The 26,386-nt window shown below is 59.8% G+C and carries 22 protein-coding genes and 2 pseudogenes; 10 read left to right on the plus strand and 14 right to left on the minus strand.

From position 1 onward, the window contains the following. Positions 1-11: 11 nt before the first annotated feature. Entirely contained in the window at positions 12-878 is an 867-nt protein-coding gene (locus ACM530_RS24330) for an SDR family oxidoreductase (RefSeq protein WP_262210961.1), read from the plus strand. A gap of 12 nt (positions 879-890) precedes the next feature. Beyond that, entirely contained in the window at positions 891-2,063 is a 1,173-nt protein-coding gene (locus ACM530_RS24335; RefSeq protein WP_416363373.1) for an arabinose transporter, read from the plus strand. On the opposite strand, the gene ACM530_RS24340 is transcribed toward ACM530_RS24335, so the two are convergent. After that, positions 2,050-2,670 carry a LysE family translocator gene (locus ACM530_RS24340; RefSeq protein WP_145161091.1) on the minus strand — a complete coding sequence of 207 codons (621 nt, stop codon included), beginning with the start codon at positions 2,668-2,670 and terminating at the stop codon, positions 2,050-2,052. The two genes, ACM530_RS24335 and ACM530_RS24340, sit on opposite strands and share 14 nt — an antisense overlap. 479 nt (positions 2,671-3,149) lie before the next feature. On the opposite strand from ACM530_RS24340, the gene ACM530_RS24345 reads away from it, so the two are divergent. Continuing rightward, positions 3,150-6,653 carry an AAA domain-containing protein gene (locus ACM530_RS24345; protein WP_416363374.1) on the plus strand — a complete coding sequence of 1,168 codons (3,504 nt, stop codon included), beginning with the start codon at positions 3,150-3,152 and terminating at the stop codon, positions 6,651-6,653. 155 nt (positions 6,654-6,808) lie between these two features. After that, positions 6,809-9,007: an OsmC domain/YcaO domain-containing protein gene (locus ACM530_RS24350; RefSeq protein ID WP_416363375.1), complete on the plus strand. Its 2,199-nt coding sequence runs from the start codon at positions 6,809-6,811 to the stop codon at positions 9,005-9,007. Between the two features lie 127 nt (positions 9,008-9,134). Here the strand turns inward: ACM530_RS24350 and ACM530_RS24355 are convergent, their stop codons facing one another. The 10 genes and pseudogenes from ACM530_RS24355 to ACM530_RS24400 form a co-directional block, all read right to left on the minus strand. Further along, positions 9,135-10,301 (minus strand): cystathionine gamma-synthase, encoded by a 1,167-nt coding sequence (locus ACM530_RS24355; protein WP_145161086.1) that lies wholly within the window; start codon positions 10,299-10,301, stop codon positions 9,135-9,137. Next, the gene (locus ACM530_RS24360; RefSeq protein WP_119740089.1) at positions 10,298-11,674 is read right to left on the minus strand and encodes a pyridoxal-phosphate dependent enzyme; all 1,377 of its coding nucleotides are present in this window, start codon (positions 11,672-11,674) and stop codon (positions 10,298-10,300) included. Before ACM530_RS24360 ends, ACM530_RS24355 begins: the two co-directional genes overlap by 4 nt. A 141-nt stretch (positions 11,675-11,815) precedes the next feature. Then, entirely contained in the window at positions 11,816-12,679 is an 864-nt protein-coding gene (dapA, locus tag ACM530_RS24365) for a 4-hydroxy-tetrahydrodipicolinate synthase (RefSeq protein WP_416363376.1), read from the minus strand. A gap of 283 nt (positions 12,680-12,962) precedes the next feature. Further along, on the minus strand, positions 12,963-13,940 hold the full coding sequence (locus ACM530_RS24370) for an alpha/beta hydrolase (RefSeq protein WP_145161082.1): 978 nt from the start codon (positions 13,938-13,940) through the stop codon (positions 12,963-12,965). 231 nt (positions 13,941-14,171) lie between these two features. Continuing rightward, entirely contained in the window at positions 14,172-14,654 is a 483-nt protein-coding gene (locus ACM530_RS24375) for a VOC family protein (RefSeq protein WP_145161080.1), read from the minus strand. A gap of 81 nt (positions 14,655-14,735) precedes the next feature. Then, the gene (locus tag ACM530_RS24380) at positions 14,736-15,197 is read right to left on the minus strand and encodes a hypothetical protein (RefSeq protein WP_106579039.1); all 462 of its coding nucleotides are present in this window, start codon (positions 15,195-15,197) and stop codon (positions 14,736-14,738) included. A gap of 110 nt (positions 15,198-15,307) precedes the next feature. Beyond that, the gene (locus ACM530_RS24385; RefSeq protein WP_416363377.1) at positions 15,308-16,345 is read right to left on the minus strand and encodes a helix-turn-helix domain-containing protein; all 1,038 of its coding nucleotides are present in this window, start codon (positions 16,343-16,345) and stop codon (positions 15,308-15,310) included. Between the two features lie 15 nt (positions 16,346-16,360). Next, a complete protein-coding gene (locus ACM530_RS24390) occupies positions 16,361-16,747 on the minus strand; it encodes an ester cyclase (protein WP_416363378.1) in 387 nt (128 codons plus the stop codon). A gap of 51 nt (positions 16,748-16,798) precedes the next feature. Then, positions 16,799-17,908, minus strand: coding sequence for an SEL1-like repeat protein (locus ACM530_RS24395; protein WP_416363379.1), 1,110 nt, complete (start codon positions 17,906-17,908; stop codon positions 16,799-16,801). Positions 17,909-17,990: 82 nt separating this feature from the next. After that, a pseudogene (locus ACM530_RS24400) lies at positions 17,991-18,257 on the minus strand (LysE family translocator); the annotation flags it as partial. A 153-nt stretch (positions 18,258-18,410) separates the two neighbouring features. Here ACM530_RS24400 and ACM530_RS24405 point away from each other — a divergent pair. From ACM530_RS24405 to ACM530_RS24420, 4 genes are all read left to right on the plus strand, one after another. Continuing rightward, a complete protein-coding gene (locus ACM530_RS24405) occupies positions 18,411-18,896 on the plus strand; it encodes a hypothetical protein (protein ID WP_017475282.1) in 486 nt (161 codons plus the stop codon). Positions 18,897-19,053: 157 nt separating this feature from the next. Then, entirely contained in the window at positions 19,054-19,767 is a 714-nt protein-coding gene (locus ACM530_RS24410) for an enoyl-CoA hydratase-related protein (protein ID WP_416365119.1), read from the plus strand. Between the two features lie 139 nt (positions 19,768-19,906). Beyond that, a complete protein-coding gene (locus ACM530_RS24415) occupies positions 19,907-20,317 on the plus strand; it encodes an ASCH domain-containing protein (protein ID WP_416363380.1) in 411 nt (136 codons plus the stop codon). A 251-nt stretch (positions 20,318-20,568) separates the two neighbouring features. Continuing rightward, entirely contained in the window at positions 20,569-21,048 is a 480-nt protein-coding gene (locus tag ACM530_RS24420) for a DUF2867 domain-containing protein (protein WP_416363381.1), read from the plus strand. A 9-nt stretch (positions 21,049-21,057) separates the two neighbouring features. Here the strand turns inward: ACM530_RS24420 and ACM530_RS24425 are convergent. Next, positions 21,058-21,277 (minus strand): annotated as a pseudogene (locus ACM530_RS24425) (DUF4287 domain-containing protein). Between the two features lie 178 nt (positions 21,278-21,455). Between ACM530_RS24425 and ACM530_RS24430 the strand changes: the two are divergent. Next, positions 21,456-21,896: a MarR family transcriptional regulator gene (locus ACM530_RS24430; protein ID WP_416363382.1), complete on the plus strand. Its 441-nt coding sequence runs from the start codon at positions 21,456-21,458 to the stop codon at positions 21,894-21,896. Positions 21,897-22,138: 242 nt separating this feature from the next. After that, the gene (locus ACM530_RS24435) at positions 22,139-22,465 is read left to right on the plus strand and encodes a helix-turn-helix domain-containing protein (protein WP_242198143.1); all 327 of its coding nucleotides are present in this window, start codon (positions 22,139-22,141) and stop codon (positions 22,463-22,465) included. Between the two features lie 2 nt (positions 22,466-22,467). Here ACM530_RS24435 and ACM530_RS24440 read toward each other — a convergent pair whose 3' ends face one another. Both ACM530_RS24440 and ACM530_RS24445 read right to left on the minus strand, forming a co-directional pair. Next, the gene (locus ACM530_RS24440; protein ID WP_145161064.1) at positions 22,468-23,961 is read right to left on the minus strand and encodes a methyl-accepting chemotaxis protein; all 1,494 of its coding nucleotides are present in this window, start codon (positions 23,959-23,961) and stop codon (positions 22,468-22,470) included. Between the two features lie 184 nt (positions 23,962-24,145). Beyond that, a complete protein-coding gene (locus tag ACM530_RS24445) occupies positions 24,146-26,305 on the minus strand; it encodes a TonB-dependent siderophore receptor (RefSeq protein WP_416363383.1) in 2,160 nt (719 codons plus the stop codon). Between the last annotated feature and the right edge of the window lie 81 nt (positions 26,306-26,386).

A 26,386-nucleotide genomic window follows, 5' to 3' on the forward strand; every position in this document is an offset into this window, starting at 1 on the left:
GGAGTCACCTCATGCATGTATTTGTCACGGGAGCCACCGGCTGGGTGGGCTCCGAAGTGGTCAAGGACCTGATCGGCGCCGGCTACCTGGTCACCGGTTTGGCCCGCAGCGATGACAAGGCCCAGGCACTGGCGGCCACCGGTGCGAAAGTGCTGCGCGGCTCGCTGGATGACCTGGATGTTCTGCGCCGTGCGGCGTGGGGCGCGGACGCGGTCATCCATACCGCGTTCAACCATGATTTCACACGGTTCATCGAAAACTGCGCGCAGGACCGTCGCGTGATCGAGGCGCTGGAAAGTGTGCTCAAAGGTTCGGACACGCCGCTGATCGTGACCTCAGGCTTGTCGGGCCTGGCGCGCGGCGCGCTGGAGAGTGACTTGCCGAACGCCGGCGCCCCGCGCCAATCCGAACCCGCCGCGCGGCTGTTGGCTGAGCGGGGCATACGGGCGGCAACCGTGCGGCTGGCGCCGTCGGTGCATGGGGTGGGCGACCATGGTTTTCTGCCGATTTTGATTCGGCTGGCGCGGCAGACGGGCGTCTCGGCCTATATCGGCGACGGCGAGAATTGCTGGTCTGGCGTGTACCGCACCGACGCGGCGCGGGTCTACCGCCTGGCGCTGGAGGAGGGCGTCAGCCAAGCGGTGTACCACGCGGTTGCGGACGAGGCCGTGCCATTTAAAGCTATCGCTGAAGTGATCGGGCGTCGCCTCGGTGTGCCGGTGGAAGCTCGGCCGCGTGAGCATTTTGGTTGGTTCGCGATGATGGCCGGGGCTGACATGGCCGTTTCCAGCGCGCATACCCGCGACCTGCTGGGCTGGGTGCCCAGCGGCCCGGACTTGCTGACAGACCTCGATCAAAGCGATTACTTCACCCTCTGACAGGCGGTTTTCATGACTCAAAATGTCGTGCTGAAACTGCTGCCGATCACCCTGGCGGTGTTCGTCGGTTTCCTGATCATCGGCCTGCAGTTGCCGGTGCTGCCGTTGCACCTGAACCACACGCTGGGCATGAGCACCTTGGTGGTCGGTATGGTGGTCGGTGCGCAGTTCGCCGCGGCGTTGCTGTCACGGGCCTGGGCCGGCAATTTTGCCGATATGCGTGGGCCCAAGCGCGCGATGTTGATTGGTATGCTGGTGGCGGCCAGTTCCGGCGTGCTGTACCTGGCGTCGCTGGCGTTTGTCGACACACCGGCGCTGTCAGTCTGGGTGCTGCTCGCCGGGCGCGTGGTGCTGGCCTTGGGTGAAAGCCTGATCATCACCGGCTCGATGGGCTGGGGCATGGGCCTGGTCGGGCCGCAGAACGCCGGCAAGGTCATGGCCTGGATCGGCATTGCGATCTATGCCGCATTTGCGCTCGGGGCACCGTTGGGCGTGGCGATCAATAGCCAGTGGGGGTTCAGTGGAATCAGTATCGCGACCCTGCTGCTGCCGCTGTGCGCCTTTGCCATCGTTGCGGGGGCCAAGGGCGTTGCGCCCACTAGCCAGCGGCGCACCTCGTTTTACAAAGTGCTGGGCACGGTGTGGTTGCCGGGCCTGGGACTGGCGTTTTCCAGCATCGGTTTTGGGCTGATCACAGCGTTTATTGCGCTGCTGTTTGCGTCCAAGAACTGGGGCAACGCGTCGTTCGCTTTCACCGCGTTTGGCCTGGCATTTATTGGCGCGCGAATCTTCTTCGGGCACCTGCCGGACAAGCTCGGTGGCGCAGTCGTCGCGTTGGTCTGTGTGCTGATCGAAGCGGCGGGGCAGTTGTTGATCTGGGGCGCAGGCTCACCGCTGATGGCGTACTTGGGTGCAGCGCTGACCGGCTTCGGTTATTCGTTGGCGTTCCCGGGGTTTGGTGTCGAGGCGATCAAGCGTGCGCCCCCGCAAACGCGCGGGCTGGCCATGGGTGCCTATGTGGCTTTCCTCGATATTGCGTTAGGGATCAGCAGCCCGTTGGCCGGCGCTTTGGCCGGCGCCGCCGGGGTAGGGTCGGTGTACCTGGCAGGCGCCGTGGCGGTGGCGATGTCGGTGGTGGTGGCGTGGGTGTTGTTGGCTAAACAGCCGGCACTCAGCGCTTGCTGAATGCCAGGCGCGCGGCAAATACAACAAAGATCAAGCCAGTGGTGCGGTCCATCCACTGGATGACCTTTTCTCGGCGCAGGAAGCCAGACAGTGGCCGGGTGGCGCCAATCAACGCCAACGACCATGCCAGCCCCAATACCACGTGAATGCTCACCAGGCCGAAAGTCCAGGCAATCAACGAATGGCCTTGGGGAATGAACTGCGGCAGGAACGACACGTAGAAAATCCCCACCTTGGGGTTCAGCACATTGCCCAGCATGCCCTTGAAAAACCAGTTGCCGCCGGGCCTGGCGTCAGCGTTGGCCGATGACAGTGAACGGCGCGGGCGCAGCAGCATGTTCACGCCCAACCAGGCCAGGTAAGCGGCGCCGCAGTACTTGAGCAGGTTGAACGCCACCTCCGACACTGCAATCAACGCGCCCAGCCCAAAAGCCACGGCCGCGCCCCACACCAGGCAGCCCGCGTTGATGCCGAAGGCAGCGTGCAGCGCCTGGCGCTTGCCTTCTACCGTGGCGGTGCGCAGCACCAAAGCGGTGTCGAGCCCCGGCGTGAGCGTCAGCACAGTAGCGGCGAAGGTGAAGGCGAGGAGGTTGTCAGTGATGGACATGGGCTTTTCCGTTCAAGTAAGGCGTCAGATCCAATCCGGCCAGATATTCAAGGAGGCCAACGCTGACCTCGATTACCGCGTCGCAAAACTCTTTATTGCCGCGCCAGCGTAATGTGGGTCGGGGTCCAGCATAGCTTCGAATCAGCGCCAATAACGGATTTGCCCAAGGCGCTGGCCTAGGACTGCGCGTTGTCGACAAAGGCGCAAGACTCGAAAGCGGCGTAAGTGGTTAGCCTTTAACGCCGGATTTCAGTTGGGTCAGCGCCGTCGCAACGGCGTGGTATGGACCGCTTGGCCAAGGATGAGCACTGATGATGAGGTGGATGGCATAATCCTTATCCTCGATGCCCAGGCACCTTGGACTTTCTTATCTCAACACCTGTGGTGATTAGTCATCCGCGTGTCGAAACGCTACTCTCGGCGCCCATTACCCATCAACCGACCGTCACAGTGAGTGACGGCCTTCATGAATCAGGACGATGAACGACTACTCTTCAAAGCTCGCAAATTATTGGCGTAATTCACTGGCCGATGCCGAAAACGGCAATGGCGCTTTATCGCCGAGCCAAGTCAAAACCTATACTGCTTTGCCCATTGACGCGTTAGCCAAGGGCTGTGTACCTGATGAGCAGCTCAGCTTGTTGTTTGCGGGCGAGCCTGCCCAACAGCTGCACGTTGAAGTCACCCTGCGCCCCTTTGTGTACAAGTCGCGCCTGGAACACCGTCAGGCGCGCAATGGTTTACCCGCGTGGATCACTCCAGTTCTGTGCCGCGTATCAGTGACCCGCGATGGGCGTATTTATCCGACTGCACAGGCGCTGGTGCCTCGCGACATCCTTGATCCATTGGATCGCGATAATTTCACCATCGGTGCTCAGTTCGACCTGGACACGTTTCTGTCAGCAGAACATGCGCCACAGCTGGATCTGCCTGCGGCCGGTAGCGAGCTTAGTGCCGATCAATATCAAGAAAAGTGGATCAGCTATCTACGGTTCTGCAAGAAGATGTTCCACACGGTTTCCGACGGTTGGAATGGGGTCGATGATGGTTTTGATCCGGTCAATTATTGTTTTATTTTCAAGGAACAAAAGGCAGAAGGTTTTAGCCGCAATATCGTCGCGCTCTATGATCATCTGCGAGAGGCAAAACCCACGGCGCCCTTGTTTGATCGTTTCGCTCAACGTGAACCCACACCAGACGAACCCTGTTTACCCACCAATAGCCTGTTCGCCAGGCGGCTAGGGCATGCCGGTGACGAATACGCGTTAGCACCCGCCCAACGCGATAGCCTGGCGCACCTGCTTTGCGGCGAGAGCGGTGATGTGTTGGCCGTTAACGGGCCTCCTGGAACCGGTAAAACCACATTGCTCTTGTCCGTTGTTGCCTCGCTCTGGGCCAAGGCTGCGGTAGACGGTGATGAGCCGCCAGTGATTGTCGCCAGTTCTACGAACAACCAGGCTGTCACCAACATCATCAAGGCGTTCGGTAAAGATTTCTCAGAGGGCACCGGCCCCTTTGCGGGACGCTGGCTACCCGACATCAAGAGCTTCGGGGCGTACTTCCCCAAGTCCTCGGCAGAAGCGGAAATGGCCCGCACCTATCAAACCAAAAGCTTTTTCCAGGAACTTGAGTCGCAGGCCTATCTTGATAAAGCGCAGCAAGCTTATCTTGGCAAAGCCGCCATCGCATTTGCAGGTGAGCCGGTTCCTACCGTCAAGAATACAGTGAGTAAACTTCAGGCAGAGATACGAACGCGTCAGCACCAGCTCGCCGAGATTGAGAAAGGGTGGGCAACATTGGTGGCTGTCCGCAACGCTGTTCAACGGCTGCTGGGGAATGATCCACAGGCGGGGATCGCACGTCTTGAAGCCCAACTCACGAACCACGCCGAACAGCTTGCCAAAGCGCAAGCCCGCCTCAAGGATTTCAAGCATTACCTGGCTCATGAACCATTGATCTACTCGCTGTTTAGCTGGTTCGGTCCAGTCGCGGCTAAACGTCTTCGACTGGCGAAGTTGCGAGTTGATGAAGCTGATACCGCGCTGCAGGCAGCCGCCGATGTCAGCTCGATCGAACGTCAGTTGACCGCCGTTGTTGCTCTGGCCGCCCAGGCGTTGAAACCACTTGAAACGCAACTGGCGCAGGTCCGCGAGTTGATGCAGAGCGTGCAACGTGAGGTGTCGAATTGGCAGACGGTCATCGCGGTATTACCGAAGGCTGCTGGCAAAGCGGCCGCACAGGTGACATTTGATGATTGCGACAGTTGGGCGGATACCTCTTTGCGTTTCGAGATCTTCTTGCTCACTACGCATTACTGGGAAGGACGTTGGTTGATGGAAGTCGCTGACGAATTGCCAGAAATTCTTAAAAGCCGTGGCAAAAAGGGTCGCAAGACCTTGGAGAAGAACTGGCGGCGCTGGATGAAGCTGACACCGTGCGTCGTGGCTACGTTTTTCAGGCTACCAGCAGAACTGCACTGCAAGCGCCACGATGGCAACGGTTTTGTTGATGATTACGCATTGAATTTTGTCGATTTGCTGATCGTCGACGAGGCTGGTCAGGTCTTGCCTGAGGTCGCAGCGCCATCATTCGCATTGGCCAAGCAGGCGTTGGTCATTGGTGATACTCAGCAAATTGAACCTATTTGGTCGATTCCCGCTGCTGTCGACATCGGCAACCTGATCAGCGCGGGCCTGTTGTCTCGGGACAAGGTGGATGATGACTACGCTGCCTTCTGCGACAGCGGACGCAGTGCCGCCAACGGCAGTGTCATGTCAATTGCGCAGTCGACCAGCCGTTACCATTACGATCGCGACCTCGCCCGGGGTATGTACTTGTATGAACACCGTCGTTGCTATGACTCGATCATCGATTACTGCAATGCCCTTTGCTACAAAGGCAAGTTAGAACCGCGCCGGGGTGCAAAACCGCACGGTGGCTTGCCTGGGCTCGGCTATCTGCACATTGATGGCAGGTGCCAGCAGAAACAGGGCGGTAGCCGTCACAACCTGCTCGAAGCGCAGACGATTGCCGCGTGGATTAAGGCTAATGAACAGGAACTCACACAACGCTACAAGAAGGAACTGTGGGAGATTCTGGGTGTGATAACCCCCTTCGGCGCACAGACTCAGTCGATCATCGAGGCGTGCTCAGCGTTGGGTATCCGTACCGGCAAAGGCGACGGTGAAGTCACCATCGGCACTGTTCACTCCTTTCAGGGGGCAGAACGGCCAGTGGTGATTTTTTCGGCGGTTTACTCCAAACATGCCGATGGTCCTTTTATAGACCGCAGGGACAGCATGCTGAACGTTGCTGTTTCGCGGGCTAAAGATAGCTTCCTGGTGTTCGGTGATATGGACTTGTTCACCCAGGTGTCCGCCAGCAAACCGCGCGGACGCTTGGCCCTCTACCTGCTCAGTGACGCGGCGAATGAGCTGAAGTTTGATTTCCAGCCTAGGGTCGATTTGCTCACTACGCGCACCGGATTGAGCCATTTGCATGAGTTTGCCGAACATGATCGGTTCCTGTTGCGTACCTTGGAGATGGCCCGCCACCAGGTTCAGATAGTGACGCCGTGGGTTAAGTTACACAGGATGCATGAAAGCGGTGCTTTGGACGTCATGGGCGGGACGGTGAAGCGTGGTGTCGAAGTAACGGTCTATACCGACTTGCGCTTCAATACTGATATCAAGCGCGGTAAGCCCGATGGTGATACAGGCAAAGTAGCAGAATTCAAGGAGGCCATAGCTGCTTTGAAATCCCGTGATGTGCAGGTTCGTGTGGTCAACAAGGTGCATAGCAAGATTGTCATGGCCGATGAAGAATTGCTGTGTGTCGGGTCGTTCAATTGGCTGAGCGCGGATCGTTCGGGTGATTACATACACCATGAGACGTCCATGGTTTATAGAGGGCCCGATGTGCGAGACGAACTCATCGTTAACCGAACGAGCCTTGCGCAGCGCCTGAGTCCGCGAGCGTTATAGCCTGATGCATCGCTACGTCAGCTGAGGGCTGCAAGCAGCTGACGCAGCGATGCAAAGAGGCACCGATCGGCAGCCAATTCGGAAAACCCTGAGACTTCCCGGCGAAAATCTTCATAATGGCGGCCAATTTGTTTAGCTCGTTCTGGTGTGCCCGCATGGAAATTAAGGTCAACTTTCTCGACAACCTTCGGCTTGAAGCCAAGTTCGATGACTTCACGGTGATTGCCGACCAGCCTATTCGCTATAAAGGCGATGGTTCGGCCCCGGGTCCGTTCGATTACTTCCTGGCTTCGTCGGCGTTGTGTGCGGCGTACTTTGTGAAGCTGTACTGCGAAACGCGCAATATTCCCACCGAAAATATTCGCCTGTCGCAGAACAACATCGTTGATCCGGAAAACCGCTACAACCAGATCTTCAAGATCCAGGTCGAGTTGCCGGCGGATATCTCCGACAAGGACCGCCAGGGCATCCTGCGCTCCATCGACCGTTGCACCGTGAAGAAAGTCGTGCAGGCCGGGCCCGAGTTCGTGATTGAAGAGGTGGACAACCTCGACGCCGATGCCCAGGCGTTGCTGATGCCTGGTGCTAGTTCTGAGGCGGGCACCTACATTGCTGGCAAAGACCTGCCGCTGGAGCAGACCATCGCCAACATGTCCGGCATTCTCGCGGGCCTGGGCATGAAGATTGAAATCGCCTCGTGGCGCAATATCGTGCCCAACGTCTGGTCGCTGCATATCCGCGACGCCCACTCGCCGATGTGCTTTACCAACGGCAAGGGCGCGACCAAAGAGGGCGCACTGGCGTCGGCGTTGGGCGAGTTTATCGAGCGGCTTAACTGCAACTTTTTCTACAACGACCAGTTCTGGGGTGAAGAACTGGCCAACGCGCCGTTCGTGCATTACCCGGATGAGCGCTGGTTCCAGCCCGGCCGCAAAGACGAGTTGCCGCCTGAAATTCTCGACGCCTACTGCCTGAAAATCTACAACCGCGATGGCGAGCTGCGTGGCTCGCACCTGTTTGACACCAATTCGGGCAATGAAGAGCGCGGTATTGTTTCGCTGCCGTTCGTGCGTCAGTCCGATGGCGAGGTGGTGTACTTCCCGTCCAACCTGATCGAAAACCTTTACCTCAGCAACGGCATGAGCGCGGGCAATACCCTGGCCGAAGCGCAGGTGCAGTGCCTGTCGGAGATTTTCGAGCGCGCGGTCAAGCGCGAAATCATCGAAGGCGAATTCGCCCTGCCGGACGTACCGGCTGAAGTGCTCGCCAAGTACCCGGGAATTCTTGCCGGTATTCAAGGCCTGGAAGCCCAGGGTTTCCCGGTACTGGTCAAGGACGCGTCACTGGGCGGTGAATTCCCGGTGATGTGCGTGACCTTGATGAACCCGCGCACCGGCGGCGTATTTGCCTCGTTCGGCGCCCATCCGAGCCTGGAAGTGGCGCTGGAACGCAGCCTCACCGAATTGCTTCAGGGCCGCAGCTTCGAAGGCTTGAACGACCTGCCGCAGCCGACCTTTGAAGGCCACGCGGTCACCGAACCGAACAACTTCGTCGAGCACTTTATCGACTCCAGCGGCGTGGTCTCGTGGCGCTTCTTCAGTGCCCAGTCGGACTACGAGTTCGTTGAATGGGATTTCTCGGGCCAGGGCGAAGACTCGAATGCTCAGGAAGCCGCGACCCTGTTCGGCATTCTCGAAGGCATGGGCAAAGAGTCCTACATGGCGGTGTACGAACACCTCGGCGCAACCGCCTGCCGCATCCTGGTGCCGGACTACTCGGAAATTTATCCGGTGGACGACCTGATCTGGGACAACACCAACAAGGCGCTGTTTTTCCGGGCCGACATCCTCAACCTGCACAGCCTCAGCGATGACGAGCTCAAAGCACTGGCTGAGCGCCTGGTGGAAAGCGAGCTGGACGATTACACCGACATCACCACCTTGATCGGCATCGAGTTCGACGACAACACCGCGTGGGGCCAACTGACCATTCTGGAGTTGAAGCTGCTGATCTACCTCGCCTTGCAGCAGTATGAGGAGGCGAAAGAGTGCGTGGAGATGTTCCTGCAGTACAACGACAACACCATTGATCGCGGCCTGTTCTATCAGGCGGTGAACGCGGTGTTGGAGATGCACTTGGACGAGGACCTGGAACTCGCGGATTACGAGGCCAACTTCCGCCGCATGTTCGGCAATGAGCGCATGGACGCGGTGATCGGCTCGGTCAACGGCACGCTGCGTTTTTATGGCTTGACGCCAACCAGCATGAAGCTGGAAGGGCTGGATCGGCATTTGCGCTTGATCGACAGCTACAAAAAGCTGCACGCGGCGCGTGCGAATATCACCTCAGCCTGACGCGTAAACCCTGTGGGAGCGGGCTTGCCCGCGATGCAGACACCTCGGTGCTTCAGATGTACCGAGGTGATGCTATCGCAGGCAAGCCAGCTCCCACAGGTGGGGCTTTATTATTTGGGTGATTGGGTCAGATCAGAGCCAATGCCTGCGCCAGGTCGGCCCGCAGGTCTTCGACGTCCTCAACGCCCACCGACAAGCGCACCAAACCATCGCCAATGCCCAGCTGCGCCCGCGTTGCTGCCGGGATGCTGGCGTGGGTCATGATCGCCGGGTGTTCGATCAGGCTTTCGACGCCGCCCAGGCTTTCGGCCAAGGCAAAGATCTTCACGTTTTCCAGAAAGCGTGTGGCGCCGGCCAGGTCACTGTTCAAATCCACCGAAATCATCCCGCCAAACCCGCGCATCTGCTTGCGTGCCAGTGCGTGCTGGGGATGCGAGGCCAGGCCTGGGTAATAAACCCGTGAGACTTGCGGCTGTTGTTCCAGCCAGGTGGCCAACTCCAGGGCATTGCTGCAATGGCGCTCCATGCGCAGCGCCAGGGTTTTCACGCCGCGCAGCGTCAGGAATGCATCGAACGGGCCGGCAATCGCGCCGACCGAGTTCTGCAGGAAACCCAGGCGCTCGGCGAGCTCCGGGTTGTGGCCGACAATGGCGATGCCGCCGATCACGTCGGAGTGGCCGTTGAGGTATTTGGTGGTGGAGTGCACCACGATGTCGAAACCCAGCTCCAGCGGGCGCTGGATCCATGGGCTGGCAAAGGTGTTGTCGGCCACGCAGATGATGCCGCGGTCGCGGCAGATTCGCGCGATGGCACTCAGGTCAGTGAGGCTGAGCAGCGGGTTGCTCGGGGTCTCGACCCAGACCATGCGTGTGTCGTCTTGCAACGACGCTTCAAACGCTTGCAAGTCGCTCAAGTCGACAAAGCTGAAACGGTGGCCGGCGCTGCGCTGACGCACCTTGTCGAACAGGCGGAAGGTGCCGCCGTACAGGTCGTTGCCGGAGACGATATGCGCACCCGCATCGAGCAGTTCCAGCACGGTGGAAATCGCCGCCAGCCCGGAGGCAAAGGCAAACGCCTGGCTGCCGCCTTCAAGGTCGGCCACGCAGCGTTCCAGGGCAAAGCGCGTGGGGTTGTGGGAACGACCATAGTCAAAGCCCTTGTGCACACCGGGGCTGTCTTGCAGATAAGTGGAGTTGGCATAGATCGGCGGCATCAGCGCTCCCGTGGTCGGGTCGGGTGATTGCCCGGCGTGGATCACGCGGGTGGCAAAGGCGCTTTTATCGGGCTGACTCATGCAAGGGATCTCCGTAGGTGATTAAGCAGGTCGACGCGGGTGATCAGGCCATAAAACCCTGAGGCGTCAGCAATGATGGCAACCAGGCCGCGATCAAGTTCCGCCTGCAGTTCGGCCAGGCTGGCACTCGGGGCCAGGGTTTGCAAAGTGTCGGTCATGGCGCTGGCAACGATCATGGAGAAGTCGGCGGCGTCATGGTGCAACCCCAGCAGGATGTCGGACTCGTCGATCACGCCAACCAGTTCGCGGCCTTCGACCAGCACCGGCAGTTGCGAGACATCGGCCAGGCGCATGCGCTGGAAGGCTGTGAGCAGGGTATCGTCGGGGCTCACGCTGATCACGCGGCCGTCTTCGAAGCGGCGGGCGATCAGGTCGCGCAGGTCGCCGTAGTGTTTGTACTGGAGCAGGCCCGCGTCGTTCATCCACTGGTCGTTGTAGACCTTGGACAGGTACCGCGTGCCCGTGTCGCAGACGAAGGTGACCACGCGTTTGGGCTCGGTCTGCTCGCGGCAATAACGCAGCGCAGCAGCGAGCAGGGTGCCGGTTGACGAGCCGCCGAGAATACCTTCGGCCTTGAGCAGTTGACGGGCGTGGTCGAAGCTTTCTTCATCGCTGATGGAATAGGCGTGGCGCACGCTGGAGAGGTCGGCAATCGAGGGGATGAAGTCTTCGCCGATGCCTTCCACGGCCCACGACCCCGGCGTTTCCATCCTGCCGCTGCGGCTGTATTCAGCCATCACCGAACCCACCGGATCCGCCAGCACCATGGCCAGTTCTGGCTGTACGCGTTTGAAGAAGCGGGTCAGGCCGGTGAGGGTGCCGGCCGAGCCGACGCCCACCACGATCGCGTCCACGTCATGCTGGGTTTGCGCCCAGATTTCCGGCGCGGTGCTGGTTTCGTGAGCCAGCGGGTTGGCCGGGTTGTTGAACTGGTCGGCAAAAAATGACCCGGGAATGTCCTTGGCCAGGCGCGCAGCCACGTCCTGGTAATACTCGGGATGGCCCTTGCCGACGTCGGAGCGGGTGATATGCACCTCGGCGCCCATGGCCTTCAAGTGCAGGACTTTTTCGGTGGACATCTTGTCGGGCACCACCAGCACCACGCGGTAGCCCTTGGCCCGGCCGACCAGCGCAAGCCCCAGGCCGGTGTTGCCGGCGGTGGCTTCGATGATGGTGCCGCCGGGGCGCAGGCGGCCGTCGCGTTCGGCAGCGTCGATCATTGCCAGGCCGATGCGGTCCTTGATGGAACCACCGGGGTTTTGGCATTCAAGCTTGAGGAACAGCGTGCACAGGCCGGTATCAAATCGGCTGACCTTGACCAGCGGCGTGTTGCCGATCAGTTCGAGTACGGCGGGGCGGGAAAGCGTGGGCATGTCGTCACCTGGTACGGAAGAGGCGTAGGGGAGGGACAGCAAAATGCAAAGCATGGCTTGGAACATAGGCCGGGATCGCGCCGGTCGCAACCGGGCGGTCCGTTGGATGTCTTTTTTTGGCGCATGAGCGCGTGTTGACGTTTAAACGCCGCGCATCAAAACCTGCTGCAACCGCTCTATAACGCCAGTGCTGGCGGTTTGCATCGGTGCGCGCAGTTCACTGGCGATCAAGCCTTGCATCGCCAGCGCAGCCTTTACTGGCGCGGGGTTGGGCTCCATGAACAGGGTGTTGATCAGGGGCATTAACCTGAAGAAAGTCGCCCTGGCCTCGGTGAGCTGGTTGTCGCGTACCTGCTGGTACAGCGCCACGAAGTCTTCGGTGTGCACATGGGCCGAGGCTGCAATCGCACCACTGGCGCCCTGGCACAGCGCGTTGAAGATTTGAAGATCCTCGCCACACAACACCTCCACGTCGCCGCTGGCGAGCAGCGCCAAGGTAGTCGCCAGGTTGCCGCCGCAGTCTTTGATCGCGACGATTCGCGTGTGTTTGACGATGTTCAGCAAAGTGGCCTGTTCGAAGGTCACGCCGGTGCGGTAGGGAATGTCATAGAGAATGATCGGCACACTGGAGGCGTCGGCCACCGTGCGGAAAAACGCTTCAAGGCCGGCCTGGGAGGGGCGGATATAGGTGGGCGCCGGCACCAGCAAGCCGGCCACCGGGCGTTTGAGGATTTCGCTCTGGAACTGCAGCAGTTCACGCTGGTTGTTGCCCGCCAGGCCCATCACCACGCGCTGCGCCGGCACGACTTGCAGCACCGCGTCCAGCACGGCCAGTTGTTCCTGACGGCTCAGTGACGCGGCTTCTCCGGTGGTGGTGCAGACCATGATGCCGGCCACGTGCTTTTCCAGCAGGTGGCTGACCAGCCGGCGCAGGCCGATGAAGTCGATGGCGCCGTCATGAAACGGCGTGACCACGGGAACCCAGATACCTTGAAACGATGACATGCACTTTCTCCTGATGGTTGACCGCTGGAGTCACCGTCAGAAGGGCAGAGGGATTGTGCAAAGGAAGGGAGGTCCGTCGCGCTCAATGTCCTGTCAGCTCATCTGACGGGACAGCGCGCCCCGGTCACATGAGCGACTGTTTCTTCGATTTGAGGGCGTGCGCCACGCAACCTTGCGCCTTGGCAATCAAGCCAATGGCACAAAGGTTAACGAAAGACGATGCAGACATGCGCTGACACACCCTGAATAAGGCCTCCATCTTCAGCGGACGTGACGGAATGTGTCAACCCCGCTTCAGCTGCTCACGCACAAATGCTGCGACCTCGGCGGCCAGCTCCGCATCTTCCGGTGCGCCCATGAAACCGCCGTGGGGCATGGCTTCGAACACATGCAGCTGCGCCGTTACCCGCGCCTGGCGCAAGGCGCGGTGCAGGCGCACGGTGTTGGACAGGAACAGATCACGGGTGCCGCTCTGCAGAAAAGTCGGCGGGAAACCCTGGGTGAAATCGCCAAACAGCGGTGACAGGTACGGGTGAGACAAGTCCGCACCGTTGGCATACAACAGATTGACGTTCATCAGCGGGTTGGGCAGCACCACGTCGACGGTGCGGTTGACCTGGAAGCTGTCGCCGGACTCGGTGAGGTCGACTTCCGGCGACAGCAACACCAGCGCGGCTGGCAATGGCAAACCTTGGTCACGCGCACGCAACACCATGGCGGCCGCAAGGTTGCCGCCCGCTGAGCGGCCACCGATCACGATCTGTTGCGGCACGTGTTGCTTGAGAACGTGCCGATAGACAGCCAGGCAGTCATCCAGCGCTGCGGGGTAGGGATGATCGGGCGGCATGCGGTAGTCCACGCCATAGCAGATCACGTCGTGCAGGTCGGCTTGTCTGCCAGCCGCGAGGCGGCAGTTTTCGCCGCCGCCGAACACCAGCGCGCCGCCGTGCAGGTCAATGTAGGCAAAGGGCGTGGCAGACGCCGGTGTGGCGACATGCACGCTGGCGTTTTCAACCCTGATGGTGTGCAGGCTGGCCCGCAGCGACGCCGCTTGCCCCGCGTTGGTGCTGGCGTAGTTCTGGGCCACGGCGGCCTGCAGACGGCGCCAGCCGTCATGGTCCTCGGGCGTGGGCATCGCGTGCAGTGCATTGAGGGGCACACCGTCAGCCCCGACCAGGCGTTGCAGTGTGGCCTGCGCTTGAGGGCTGATGGACTGCGGCACTGGGATCGTGCGAGGGTCAAGTTTGACGCCGTGGTTCATAGGCTTGCAGCTCGCATTCGACGACTTTGGGGGCAGGATGCCAGAACGTGGGCCGGTGTGGCGAGCGGGCTTGCCCCGCGTTGGGCTGCGCAGCAGCCCCAGAACCTGCTAAATGGGATCTGTCAGTTATACCGAGGCGGTTGAATTGGGAGCGCTTCGCACTCCAACGCGGGGCAAGCCCGCTCGCCACAATAAGCCCGCTCGCGAGGACAAGCCCACTTGCTACACGATTCAGCGCCCGGCCACTGCAGCCTCAATGGCGGCCACATCGATTTTGGTCATGGTCATCATCGCGTCAAATGCGCGCTTGGCGATCACCGGGTCGGGGTGAGTCACTGCGTCGGTCAGTACGCGCGGGGAGATCTGCCACGACAGGCCCCACTTGTCCTTGCACCAGCCGCATGCGCTGGCCTGGCCATCGTTGTCGATGATTGCGTGCCAATAACGGTCGGTTTCGGCCTGATCGTCCGTCGCCACCTGGAAGGAAAACGCTTCGGTATGAGGGAACGCAGGCCCCGCATTCAGACCGAGGCAGGGAAGGCCCAAGACCGTGAACTCGACCGTCAGCACGTCGCCCTTTTTGCCTGCCGGATAGTCGCCGGGCGCACGGTGCACGGCCTGCACAACGCTGTCCGGGAAGACTGAAGCGTAGAACGTCGCGGCGTCCAGGGCGGTGCCGTTGTACCAGAGGCACAGGGTATTTTTGCGGGTCATGTCGGCTCTCCACAGGCTTGGCGGTCTGTGGAGTCTAGACACTGCGGCGCAATCGCCCGGCAGAACTGCCGGGCGGTGCTGTTACAGAATGCTGTAGTCCCTGACCACGCCATTGTTGAGGTGGATGTTCAGGCGGCGGCTCTGTTGCTGCGGTGCAAGGTTGTCGATGGCTGTGCGCCGGGTGTCGAGGGCATTGTCGTAGGTATTGCCGGGGATACGGTTGGAGACCAGCCCGAGCAAGTGGCGCATGGACGCGTTCTGGGTGGTGGAGGGCGCGTAGTTCCAGGTTTCGGTGCCGTCGGATGAAATCGACTGGTCCTGCGGTTCGCCATACAGGGCTTTGAGCTGTTGGGAGGTGGTCTTGCCAGAAATGATGTGCGTCCTGACATACGTGGTGTCGAACAGCGAAATATCCGGCCCGGCTTTGCCCTGAATACCCGGCAATGACAGGTTGTTCAAGCTGCTGAGGCCGTTGACGCCATTGGCGCAACCCGTCAGCAAGAGGGCGGTGGCAAGCGTTGCGATAACAGTACGACGGGCCATGATTTTCTCCGTTTAGTCAGGGCTCTGGAACGTCGGCCAATCATAAAACGGTGAAAAATACGCGGAGAAAATCTTCCTGTCTGCGCGTCTCAATGACTTGCCTGGGAGTCTCAGACCGCGTTCATCTGCCCCAGGATGTTGCGTAACGAGAACCCGGTGTGGCGGCTCACGCGCTCCGGTGCCTGGGCAGCGGCGCTCAACTCCCGGGCCTCGCGCGGCGAATAGCCAAAGGCTTGCTTGAAGGTGCGGCTGAAGTGCGCATCACTCTTGAAGCCGAACTGGAAGGCCAGCCCCGACACCCGCTGCCGCGCGCCGGTATCACTCTGGATAATCACCCGCGCGCGGTTCAACCGGCGCTGCTGGATATACGCCGCCACGCCGGATTCCTGGCTGAACACCCGATACAGTTGCGCCCGCGAAATACCCAAGTGTTTGCACAGGAAAACCGGGGACAATTCCGGGCTGCGCAGGTGCTGTTCAATCAAGCGCCGGGCGCGGTTGAACAGGGTGTGGTCGATCGCTTGCTCGGCGGTTTGCAGGTTGGCCACTGTCGGCGCCAAAGCTGCCGATACCATGGCCAGCGTCGCCTGTTGGGCGTGCGGAATTTCATCGGGTGTCAGGCGCGGCAGGCGCTGTTGCAACGCGCGCATATGGTCTGCGAGCAGCTCGCTCAAGCCGCCCTGCAGCACCTGGCCATGCACGTCTTTGTAGCCGACGCTTTGCGCCAGCAAGTCGCGAGGAATGGTGAGAATCACGGTATCGCCAGCCGTGATCAGGCAATCGAGTTCACGGGCCAGGTCCAGCATGTAGATCTGTGAGTTACCCGCCGCCAGCGTGGTGCGGCCTGCTGTGCCATTAATCGTGTGAGTCAGGCCCAGGCAGAGGTAGTAGTGGTCGAGGCTGTCACGGCGAATCATTTGTGTGGAACGCTTGACCCGATACGGCACAGGCTCCCCGGCACCGTCCCAGGCACCGCAGCCCATCAATAACGAACCCAGGTAACCGGTGGCCAGGCGGTAATTGAAGGCGGCGGATTCAGGCTCGCTGATGGTGATATCGAAGATCGCATTCACTTCCTCACGCCACACTTCAAAGCGTTGGCGCGGTGGGTAGGGTTGGGTGGTAAAGGTGAAAAGCGGGTTCTCCACAAGCGGCTCCATCCATTAAAGCTGTTGTTTGATCGCCGCCTTATCGATCACGGACCAGACGTGGGCGATCTTCCCGTCGACGAATTCGTAGAATACGTTCTCATCGAAGGTCACCGTCTTGCCGTTGATCGGCAAGCCGAAAAATTCACCTTTGGGCGTGACGTGGAAGTTCAACCGGCTGGCGACGGTGGGCGGATCCGCGACCAGCAGTTGGATGCGGAACACCAGGTCGGGGATCTCGCGAAAGTCCCGCTCCAGCATCGCGCGGTAGCCGGCAAGGCCGACGGGGGTGGCGTTGTAGGTCACCTGCGGGTGCACGAAATTGCCGAGGCGCTCCCAGCCCTGGCGGTTGAGGCAGTCGATATACCCTCGGTAAAGGTCGGCGAGCTGGTTTCGGGTCATGGCGTGTTCTCCTTTTTGAAAAGCACTCATCGACTTTGCCCTTGTGTGTGCCTACGGCGCGCTGGTTATATCACCCAGCAATTGCCCAAGCCCTTGCGGGGTTGAATAGAGGGCTTCCAGCGCCGCGACGTCGGCCAGTTGTTCTGCGGACAAGGCTTTTTCCTCACGCTCAAGCTGGCCGCGTAAATAGTCCTCGTACTCGGACAGCTTTTGATTCAGCGCCACGCGCACGAGGCCACATGCCTTGAGCTTGTTAGGTTCAAAGCCCTTTCCCATATCCACATGCATGGCGAGGGTCGCCGTCGCGACAGCGTACCCTTGTATCGCGGCCTTGAGCAGCCATCGGTTCGCCGTTGGATAGTCTGCCGGCACTGCACCGCTGCTGCTGTACAGATAACCAAGCATGTACTGCGCTTTGGCCCGGCCCGCGTCGCCAGCGCGGGTATACCACCCAATGGCGGCGGGTACGTCTTTGGGAGTGCCGATGCCATTCAGGTTGGCCATCCCGAGCCATTCGTACGCTTCGCTATTGCCTGAGTGGGCGGCCTGGGTCAGCAGCTGGATGCCTTGCTGAGGGTTTTTCGGCGTGCCTACGCCCGTGAAATAAAAGGTCGCCAACAGCGTTTGGCCCTCAGCATCGCCTCGCGCACTGGCTTTGCGCGCCCAGAAGAATGCCTTGCGGTCGCTTTGCTCAACGCCAATGCCTCTGAAATAGGCGTCGGCAAGCCGTTGCTGGGCGCGGGCATGACCTTGCTGCGCAGCCTTGCGATACCACACCGCGGCTTGAGCGCTATCGCGCGGCATTTCCACGCCGCCATAGTTTGCATCCCCCAAAAAAAACTGGGCTTCAGAGTTGCCTTTCTCGGCTGATAGCGTGATCCACTCCAGGCCCTTGCGGTGATCAACGGCCACACCGCGCCCGAAAAAGTAAAAAAAGCCGGTTTTGAACTGTGCGAAGGTCTCGCCTTTTTCCGCCGCGCGCAAATACCACTCTGCGGCCTTGGCCGGGTTTTTATCGACGATGATGCCTTCGTCGTAGAAGGCGCCAATCAACAGTGTGGGGCTGTGGGGGCTGCGCCACAGACTGATCGCCAAGGCGACCAAGCAATAGGCCAGTATGCCAAAGCACAGTAAAGCGAGGGGTAGGGCGAAGCGGCGCAATGTCGAATCCATTCGTGAGGTGCAGGTGGGCAGTGTAGCGGCGCTTGCGAGCGATGGCATCACTCGCTGTTTCGCAGCGACCTCAAGCGCGACGCGCCATCAACAGCACCGTTGCCGCTGCCGACAACAACCCCGCGCAGCATCGATTGAAAATTCGTTTACCGCGCGGCTCGGCAAACCAGCGACGCATGTGCAGGCCCATTTAGGCATAGGCGCTGATGGCGATCCATTCCAGCACCAGGAACATCGCGCCCAGCAGCGCAAATTGTGGCGTGATCGGCTGGCCCGGCACCACGAACTGCGGCAGGAAGGCTGTGAAAATCAAGATAGCCTTTGGGTTGCTGCTGGCCAGCTTGATTCTCAGCCGCAGAATGGGCGCTTTCGACCCAAAGCTGCCGGTCAGATCCCGTGGATGTCGGACAAATAGCCCAAACGCCTATGCATTCCCAGGCTGATATTTGAGAGGGTAAACTGAGCACCTTTCCATCTGTGTGGTACCGATATGGACATCAATCTACTGACCGAATCCATGCTTGGCCACTGGCGTGCTCCCTCGGGTGTCTGGCAATGCGAATTCCAGTTCGGCAGCCGATTGATTTACGTCCAGCACCACAATGACGAGCCACCTTACGCCAGGCTCGCCGCTGCGCAACGCGCGGTCAAGGCTACGTGGGATGATTTGCCCCAGGCACTGACGTTTGCCGAACAGCACTGTAAAGCACAGATGCCCGAACTGATGCGGTTGTACGAAACCCACATGCCGTGGGAATCTCCGTTGTTCGTGTATTCGATCCACTTCGATCTCGACAAACCTTACCCTAGCTATACCATTTCCAAGAACCCTGACTTCGATTGGGATCGCATCCTGATCGACGAAGATGAACTGTGCCAGGAACATAGTGTTTGCATGGAGCAATATGAGCCAAAGGATAACTTTTGGGTTTACGTCAGGCGCGTGGGGTTTCAGCAATTCGAGCTTGGGGATTAGCTTGGCAATCAACTATGTATACCCCCCCAGCCCCTGAATCACCGCTGATTAAGTAGACACTGAAGAGCGTCCGCTTCTGGCCAAAAGCTGCCCGTCAGAATAATTCATATTGCGCATCATCAGGGTTGCGTGAGCTCAGCTTGATTCCCGACCCTATATTCAGAACAGGCTTGATCCGCAAGCATACCTGGCCCTCGCCAAGGCGTATTACGACTACGACCATGACCCTTCACTGCGCGCCGCTGTGTTGTTCGGCCACGGTGACAACTTCTCGCAGGGCCTTGACGTTGAGGGCTTCAAGGCCGTTGCCAGCTCGGGCGGACCGACGCTCGGTGCCGGGCTGATCGACCCGCTCGGCAAGAAAATGCCCTATCTCACCAAACCTCTGATCGTGGCGGTCCACGGCGACACGTGGAACATGGCGCATGAGCTGTTTCTTGTCGCCGACATACGGGTTGCGGCGAACAACACTAACTTCGGGCAGGATGAAAACACGCATGGTCGTTTCCCGGGCGGCGGATCGACAGTACGATTCGTGCGCGAAGCCGGCTGGGCCAACGCCATGCGCTACATGCTGACAGGCGATCATTGGACCGCCCGTGAAGCCTATCGCATGGGTACTGTGCAGGAGATCCCCGATCGGCAGTCAGCCCTCGACAAAGCGATCAAGTTGGCAAACAGGATCGCCGCCAATGGCCCTTTGGGGATCAAGGCATCGCTGGCTTCTGCGCATCGCGTCATCGACCCGGTGCAAGCCGACGCCCTGTCCGCATTAGATGCGCAACGCTCAACGCTGTATAAGTCAAATGACTTCCAGGAGGGGCGCAACGCGGAGGCTCAAGGGCGGTTGCCGGTCTATCACGGAAATTAGAACCGTCAGGTATGGCGAGGCCTGCTGAGTGGGTCGCGCCATTACCGGCGGCGGTCAACTCGATTGAAGGTGCCGGGCTAATCATTCGCGAATGGGTGCTGACGCTGCAGTCAACGATAAGGTTTAAACGGATTGAGTGATGCGCATGATTGACGATTTGAAGATCAGGTACCCGAAAGCCAGTGCATGGGCATTTGGGGATACTCCAGACATGGCAGATGAGCTGGCTGAACTTGTCGCTAACGGCATTAAAACAGCGTCATGTTGCTCACTTTCATCATTCAACCATCAAGATGAATCGTCAGCGATTGGCGGTTACAGCATCATCCTCAACAGTCGGGGCGAGCCGGTATGTGTCATTAGGCTTGTTTCGCTGCGTATCATTCGTTACTGCGACGTGAATGAAGCGTTTGCAAGAAAGGAAGGCGAAGGGGATCTCAGCCTCAGGTACTGGGCGCAGGGCCATAAAGATTTTTTTCAACGGGAGGGCTCGTTCGACGAGGCGATGGAGCTTGTGGCAGAAGAGTTCGAGTTGGTGGAAGTGGTGTAAAAGACAACGTTATCCAGCCAACATCCGGCAGGTGCTGCCAGCTCAGGAAGGCGACAGTCGCTCATTCTTGCGCTCACCTTCTTCAAGGTCATTTCGCGCTTTACTTGAACTGACGCGCAAAATAACCTCTGCCCGGCAGGCAGCGCCCTGCCTTTTAAGCCACAGCCTGGTGCGTCAATTTTCTCGACGAATAGCGGTAATGCTTGCGGCTGAGGGCATTCAACAGTGCCCACCTTTCAAGGAGAGAATGTTTGGCGACCACCGATGTTGTTCACACGCTGCGCCTGCCGGGCGACCTGGATTATTACGATCGCAGGTCGATCCTGCTACCGGTAGATGTCACCGCGCTTGAAGCCTGGAACATCATGACGGCCGAACCGGGGCCATTCCTGCACATGGCGTTTCGGATCAGGGATGCCATTTGCGCGTTGTTTGGGGTGAAACGTATTGGCGGGTTTTCCGGCACGCGGCGAGAGCATGTGCAGGTCGGCGAGCGGCTGGACTTCTTTTTGGTGGAGCACAGCGCTCCCAACGTGCTGGTACTGACCGAGCGCGACCGGCATCTGGATGTGATGATCTGCCTGTCGATCAGCGATCGTATGTTCACGATCACCTCATCAGTGGTCACTCATAACGCCTTTGGCCGCTTTTATATGGTGCCGGTCGGTCAGGTGCACAAGCTGATCGTCAACCGTGACCTGAAGCGACTCAAGCGCAGCCTTGAAGGGTAGGACGGCGGCTCAGTCGCTTTTTTCCATCGCCGCGTAATACGCCACCAGCGCATTGGCGTGGCCATGGCCCATGCGGTGCTCGGTTTTTAAGCCAGGCGACCCTTTCCATGTGCTTCTGGGCATTGACGGTTTTGAGCAGCTCCAGCCAATGGCTGATGGGCTGCCCATACTTTTTTTCGATGGCGGGGAAGTACGACGCCGGCCCATTGGTTTTTGTGCCGTTGGTCATGCTGCAAGCTCCCTTTGGTGCCCACGGTAAGCGAGAGGTTCTCGCCTGGACTCAGGCTAGTAAAACGTGAGGGATTTCGCCTGCCTGACCGTGTCCATTCGACACGCCAACATATAGCTAAGCAAGTTAGCTATATGTTGGCGTGGTCGCCACCTCACGATCCAGAGCACCCAAACGCATGAAGCCACCCGCATCTGTCCCCGCCCCAGACCACGACCCACGCGGCCTGCAGATCGCCAGCGATGCCGTCGCGCAGCAGCTGCAACAGATCGCCATCCTGACCCGCAAAGCCGCCAGCCATCTTGCCGATGCCTTGTCCATCAACCAGACCGACATGGCGGCGCTGGAGCACTTGATCACGGACGGCCCGTCGCCACCGACCGAGCTTGCCTCGCGCCTGTCGGTGACGACCGCAGGCATCACCCAGGTCATCGACCGCCTGGAGCGTGCCGGCCATGTGATTCGTGAGCGCCAGCTTGATGGTGTGTCCGGTTCCCGCCTCGGTGGCCCTGGTATATCAGCACATTGCGCCAATGCTCACTGGGTTGAACGCCGTGCTGGCGACGCAGCCTATTGCGCCTCGCCCATCAGTGGCATGGGCACCAGCCTGGGCCTGTGAGGGGCGTATGTGTTGGCCGGCGAGCTGGGGCGCCATGTAGATCACCCCCAAGCGTTCGCCGCCTATGAAACCCTGATGCGGCCCTACGTGGCTCCAGCGCAAGGCGTGCCCAAATGTGCGCCGCGGTGGGCGTCACCTCACTGACCTGCCGGACTATGCCCTGAAAGGTCAACTCAAATGAGTGACCTTCTTTGAGGTGTATAGGCGTATGGTGGTTTATACCCTCATGGCAGGCATTCAACATGGACAGCAGTTTAGGCGGGCGCTTAAAGGAAGAGCGCAAAAGGCTTTTACTCTCCCAGCACGATTTTGGTGTGATAGGGGGTGTGGCCGAAAACGCACAGGGCCACTATGAAAGGGGCGAGAGGCTGCCCAAATCGGACTATCTGATGGCGATCCGTCGCAGAGGGGTCGATGTGCTGTACGTGCTGAGCGGGGAGCGTTCGCACATGAGCGCGGATGACCTCACGGTGGAAGAAACCGAAGTCGTCAATCAGTACCGCACGCTGCACGAGGCGGATCAGGGGGCGATTGCTCAGATCACCTCCTCATTGTCCCGAGACTCATGACTTCATTGATGAAACCTGCGCCCCAAGGCATCCAGGCGTACCGCAATCGGCGGTAACCGTTCACTGCTGCGGGCCAGCGTCTCCACATCATCCGCGGTGCTTTGCGCAATGCTCTGCACCGCTTGCAAGCGCCCGACAATCTCCAGGTTGGCCGTGGACTGCTCGCGCGTGGTGCTCACAATCCGCCCATTCAGTGCGTCGATGCGCGCGATATCGGCGCCTACTGCTTGCAGCATCTGTACCGCCAACTGGCTGTCTTGTACGCAACGCTCTACGCCCTGCTGGCTGTCATGCATTGCCTCGACGGCCTGACGGCTGCCGTGTTGCAAGCCTTCGATGATCTGTTTGATTTCCTGGGTGGACACCGCCGTGCGCTGGGCCAGGCTGCGTACTTCATCGGCGACCACGGCAAACCCTCGGCCTTGCTCGCCAGCGCGCGCGGCTTCGATGGCGGCGTTGAGCGCGAGCAGGTTGGTCTGGTTGGCGATGCTGCTGATCACTTCGAGCACCGAGCCGATCTGCTCGGCTTGCGCCGCGAGGTCTTGCACGGTGGAGTGGGTGCCGTGAATGCGTGAAGCCAGTTGGCTGATTTCATGCTGGGCGCGGCCGACGCTTTCCTGGCCGCGCACGATTTGTTGGCTGGCTTGGCCGGCGTGCTCGACAGCCTGTTCAACGTGCACGGTGATGTGGCCCATGGCGTCTTCCATGCGCTGCATCGAGCCGGTCATCTGGGTGATTTCTGCCAACTGATGGCGTGCGCCTTTTTCCAGGGTGCCGCTGGCACTGGCCAGTTCCTGGCCGAGTTGGCCAAGGCCCTGGGAGTCGCGGGTAACGCCGTCGATCAGGTGGGTGATTTGCTGCAGGAAGTGGTCGAAGCGCTTGGCCAGGGAAACGTGCACTTTGCCTTCACCCTGGGCGGTTTCGACGGTCAGCTGGGTGGTCACGGCGAGCATTTTCTCGAGCATTTCCTGGCTTTCGACCGCCTCACGCTGGCTGTGAATGGCCAGGTAGAGCAGGGCGACGGTCTCCATCACCACGTAAAACGCGTGGACGAACACCATGCTCCAGCCGCCGTGGTGTTCCATCACAAACACCGGGAAGCCTTGATGTTGCAAGGCATGGAAGACCACGTGATGCACGGCGATCGTTGCCGCCGCGACCAGGATCGGCAGCCAGTCGCGGTAGAACGTCAGCACCGCCAGCAACGCGAAAATGCCGAAGTGTGATTCGATCACGCCTTGCGCCTGGTTGATGTGCAGGGCGGCCATTACCATCAAGCCGGCGCCCAGCAGGCAGCGCATCAAACGTGTTCCGCCGAAAGCGCGATAGAGCACCGTCAGCACCACACTGGTGCCTGCGCCCACGGTCAATGCCTGAAGCCAGGTGTCGTGCCAGAACGCCAGCCCGAGTGAGAACAGAAACATCAGCCAGACCAACGCCAGCATGATGCGATCGGCCTTGCGGTAGTGCTCTAGAAAACGCGGGCGGGTGGGCATTCACTCTTACTCCATGTGTTCGGCGGGTAATAGGCAAGCATGCGGCGTGCCACGACGGGCCGCCGGTGGAGTGAAGCAGGTATTCGTGTGCTTTTTGATTCAGGGATGCCAGAACGTTATCGGCATCCTTGAACGGGACTTTAAGAACGGCTACCCGAACGGATAGCCGAGGCTGCGATGACGATCAGAAGGTGTACTTGGCGGTCAGCATCATGTTGCGTGGGTTGCCGTACGCATCACCGCCGTAGCTCACCGAGTTGGCGATGGTCGAGTAGTAGCGACGGTCGAAGATGTTGTTGGCGTTGAGCTGCAGGTCCAGGTGCTGGTTGACCTGGTAGCCGGCCATCAGGTCGGTGACCGCATAGCTGCCCTGTTTGAGCCGGTATTTACTGCCGTCCGCGAGGGCAAGGTCGTTGTACATGCGGCTCTGCCAGGAGACGTTGCCGCCCACGCGGAATTTTTCCAGCGGGCCCTGAAGGTTGTAGCGCGTGGTCAGTTTGAACAGCTGTTCTGGCGTGTCGGTGTCGTACTGCTTGTTGACCTTCTGCGGGTTGGCCTCGTCCTTGATGGTGTGCGTACGGGCGTAGGTGTAGCCACCGCCAACCTGCCAATTCTCGGTTAACGCGCCTTGCAGTTCGACGTCGATACCCTCGCTGCGAATTTCGCCGGAGGCTTCGTTGCAGGAGGCCTGCGGGCAGTTCGGCACGAACACTTGCACCGCCCGGTTTTCCTGGTCGACGCGGAACAGCGCCAGGCTCGCATTCAGCGCGCCGCCCAGGTATTCGCCCTTGATGCCGACCTCATAGTTCTTGCCGACAATCGGCTTGACCGGCTTACCGGACGTGTCCTTTTCACTTTGCGGCGTGAAGATGTCGCTGTAGCTGACGTAGACCGAGTGATGGTCGTCCAGCTCATAGATCAAACCTGCGTAGCGGGTGAGGTTGCGGGTGACATGATAATCACCGTCGCCGTCACGGTTGTCGTAGTCATACCAGTCAAGGCGTCCGCCGAGGATCAGCTTCAACGGGTCGGCCAGGCTCAGGCGCGTGGTGACGTAGACGCCATCCTGAGTGGTGACTTCGCGCTGGTTGTCGGTGTGAACAAAGTCCGGCTTGCCGGCGGTGAGTGGCCAGTTGGTGTCGTACGGGCTGTAGCTGTGGGTGGTCAGGTCGTAGATGCGCTTGCTGGCGCCCACCACCAGTTCATGGGTACGCCCGAACGCCTGGAAAGGGCCGCTGGCAAAGGCGTCGATGCCGGCCTGGTTTTCATCGTAGGCCGCCTGGTAGACCGTGCGGGCTGGGGTGTTGTTGACCCAGCGCGACTGGTAGGAGCCTGAAAACAACGCGTTCTGTTCGGCGTAGTTGGCGTTGACTTGAAGGCTCCAGTCGTTGGCCAGGCGCTGACGCAGCTCGGCGAACACCGTGTTGATTTCCTGGTCCTTGTTCTCCCAGCGAGTGCCGGGGTTGTAGGAGCGCGGCAGGTCCAGATGATGGCCGTCCTGACCGACCATCGCCGATCCCCAGAAGTAGTTGGTCTTGTCCTTCTGGTTGGAGAAACCCAGGGTCAGGGTGGTGTCTTCGCTCAAATCCGCTTCGGTGACGGCGTAGAACAGGCCGTGATCTTCCTGGACTTTATCGATGAAACTGTTCGCATCACCGTAAGAGGTGACCACCCGGCCGCGCAATGTGCCGCTGTCGTTGAGCGGGCTGGAGGCGTCCAGCTCGCCACGGTAATTGTCCCAGCTGCCGGCGGCGCCGGTGAGGGTGACTTTCTGCTCGTCCAGCGGTCGCTTGCGGATCAGGTTGATGGCGGCTGAAGGGTTGCCGGCACCGGTGACCAGACCTGTTGCGCCGCGCACTACCTCGACGCGGTCGAACATGGCCAGGTTCGGCTGGGCGCCGATCGAGACCCCGTTGTAGCCGCTGGGAATGCCGTCATACATCAGGTTGTCGATGTCGAAACCGCGCGAGGTGTACGACTGCCGGCCAGGGCCGCTGGAGAAATTCAGGAACAACCCGGGCGTGGCCTTGACCACATCGTTGATGCTGGTCATCGCCTGGTCATCCATACGCTGTCGCGTGATGACGGTGACGGCCTGTGGGGTTTCGCGCATCGTCAGTGGAAGTTTGGTTGCCGTGGCCATCGAGCCGGTGGTGTAGGACGGGCTGCCTTCGGTGGTCGCACCGAGTTGTTGCTCGGTGTTGATCTGCGTCGCGCCCAACTCGACGACGTCGGCTGCCTGCTGCGTGTCGGCGGCGAAGGCCGCTTGTGAGCTGGCAATACAGATGGCCATCGCGATCAAATTGGGTGAAAAACCTTTACTGCCGTGTTGTTGCACAGACATGAAACCGACTCTCCCGAAAGCGCCGTCCCTAGCGAATAACAAAGATGATGATAATTATTCGCATCAGTGTGTCAGATTGGA

Origin of the sequence: Pseudomonas sp. NFX183 (genome assembly GCF_047943075.1) — a bacterium.
Lineage (GTDB): Bacteria > Pseudomonadota > Gammaproteobacteria > Pseudomonadales > Pseudomonadaceae > Aquipseudomonas.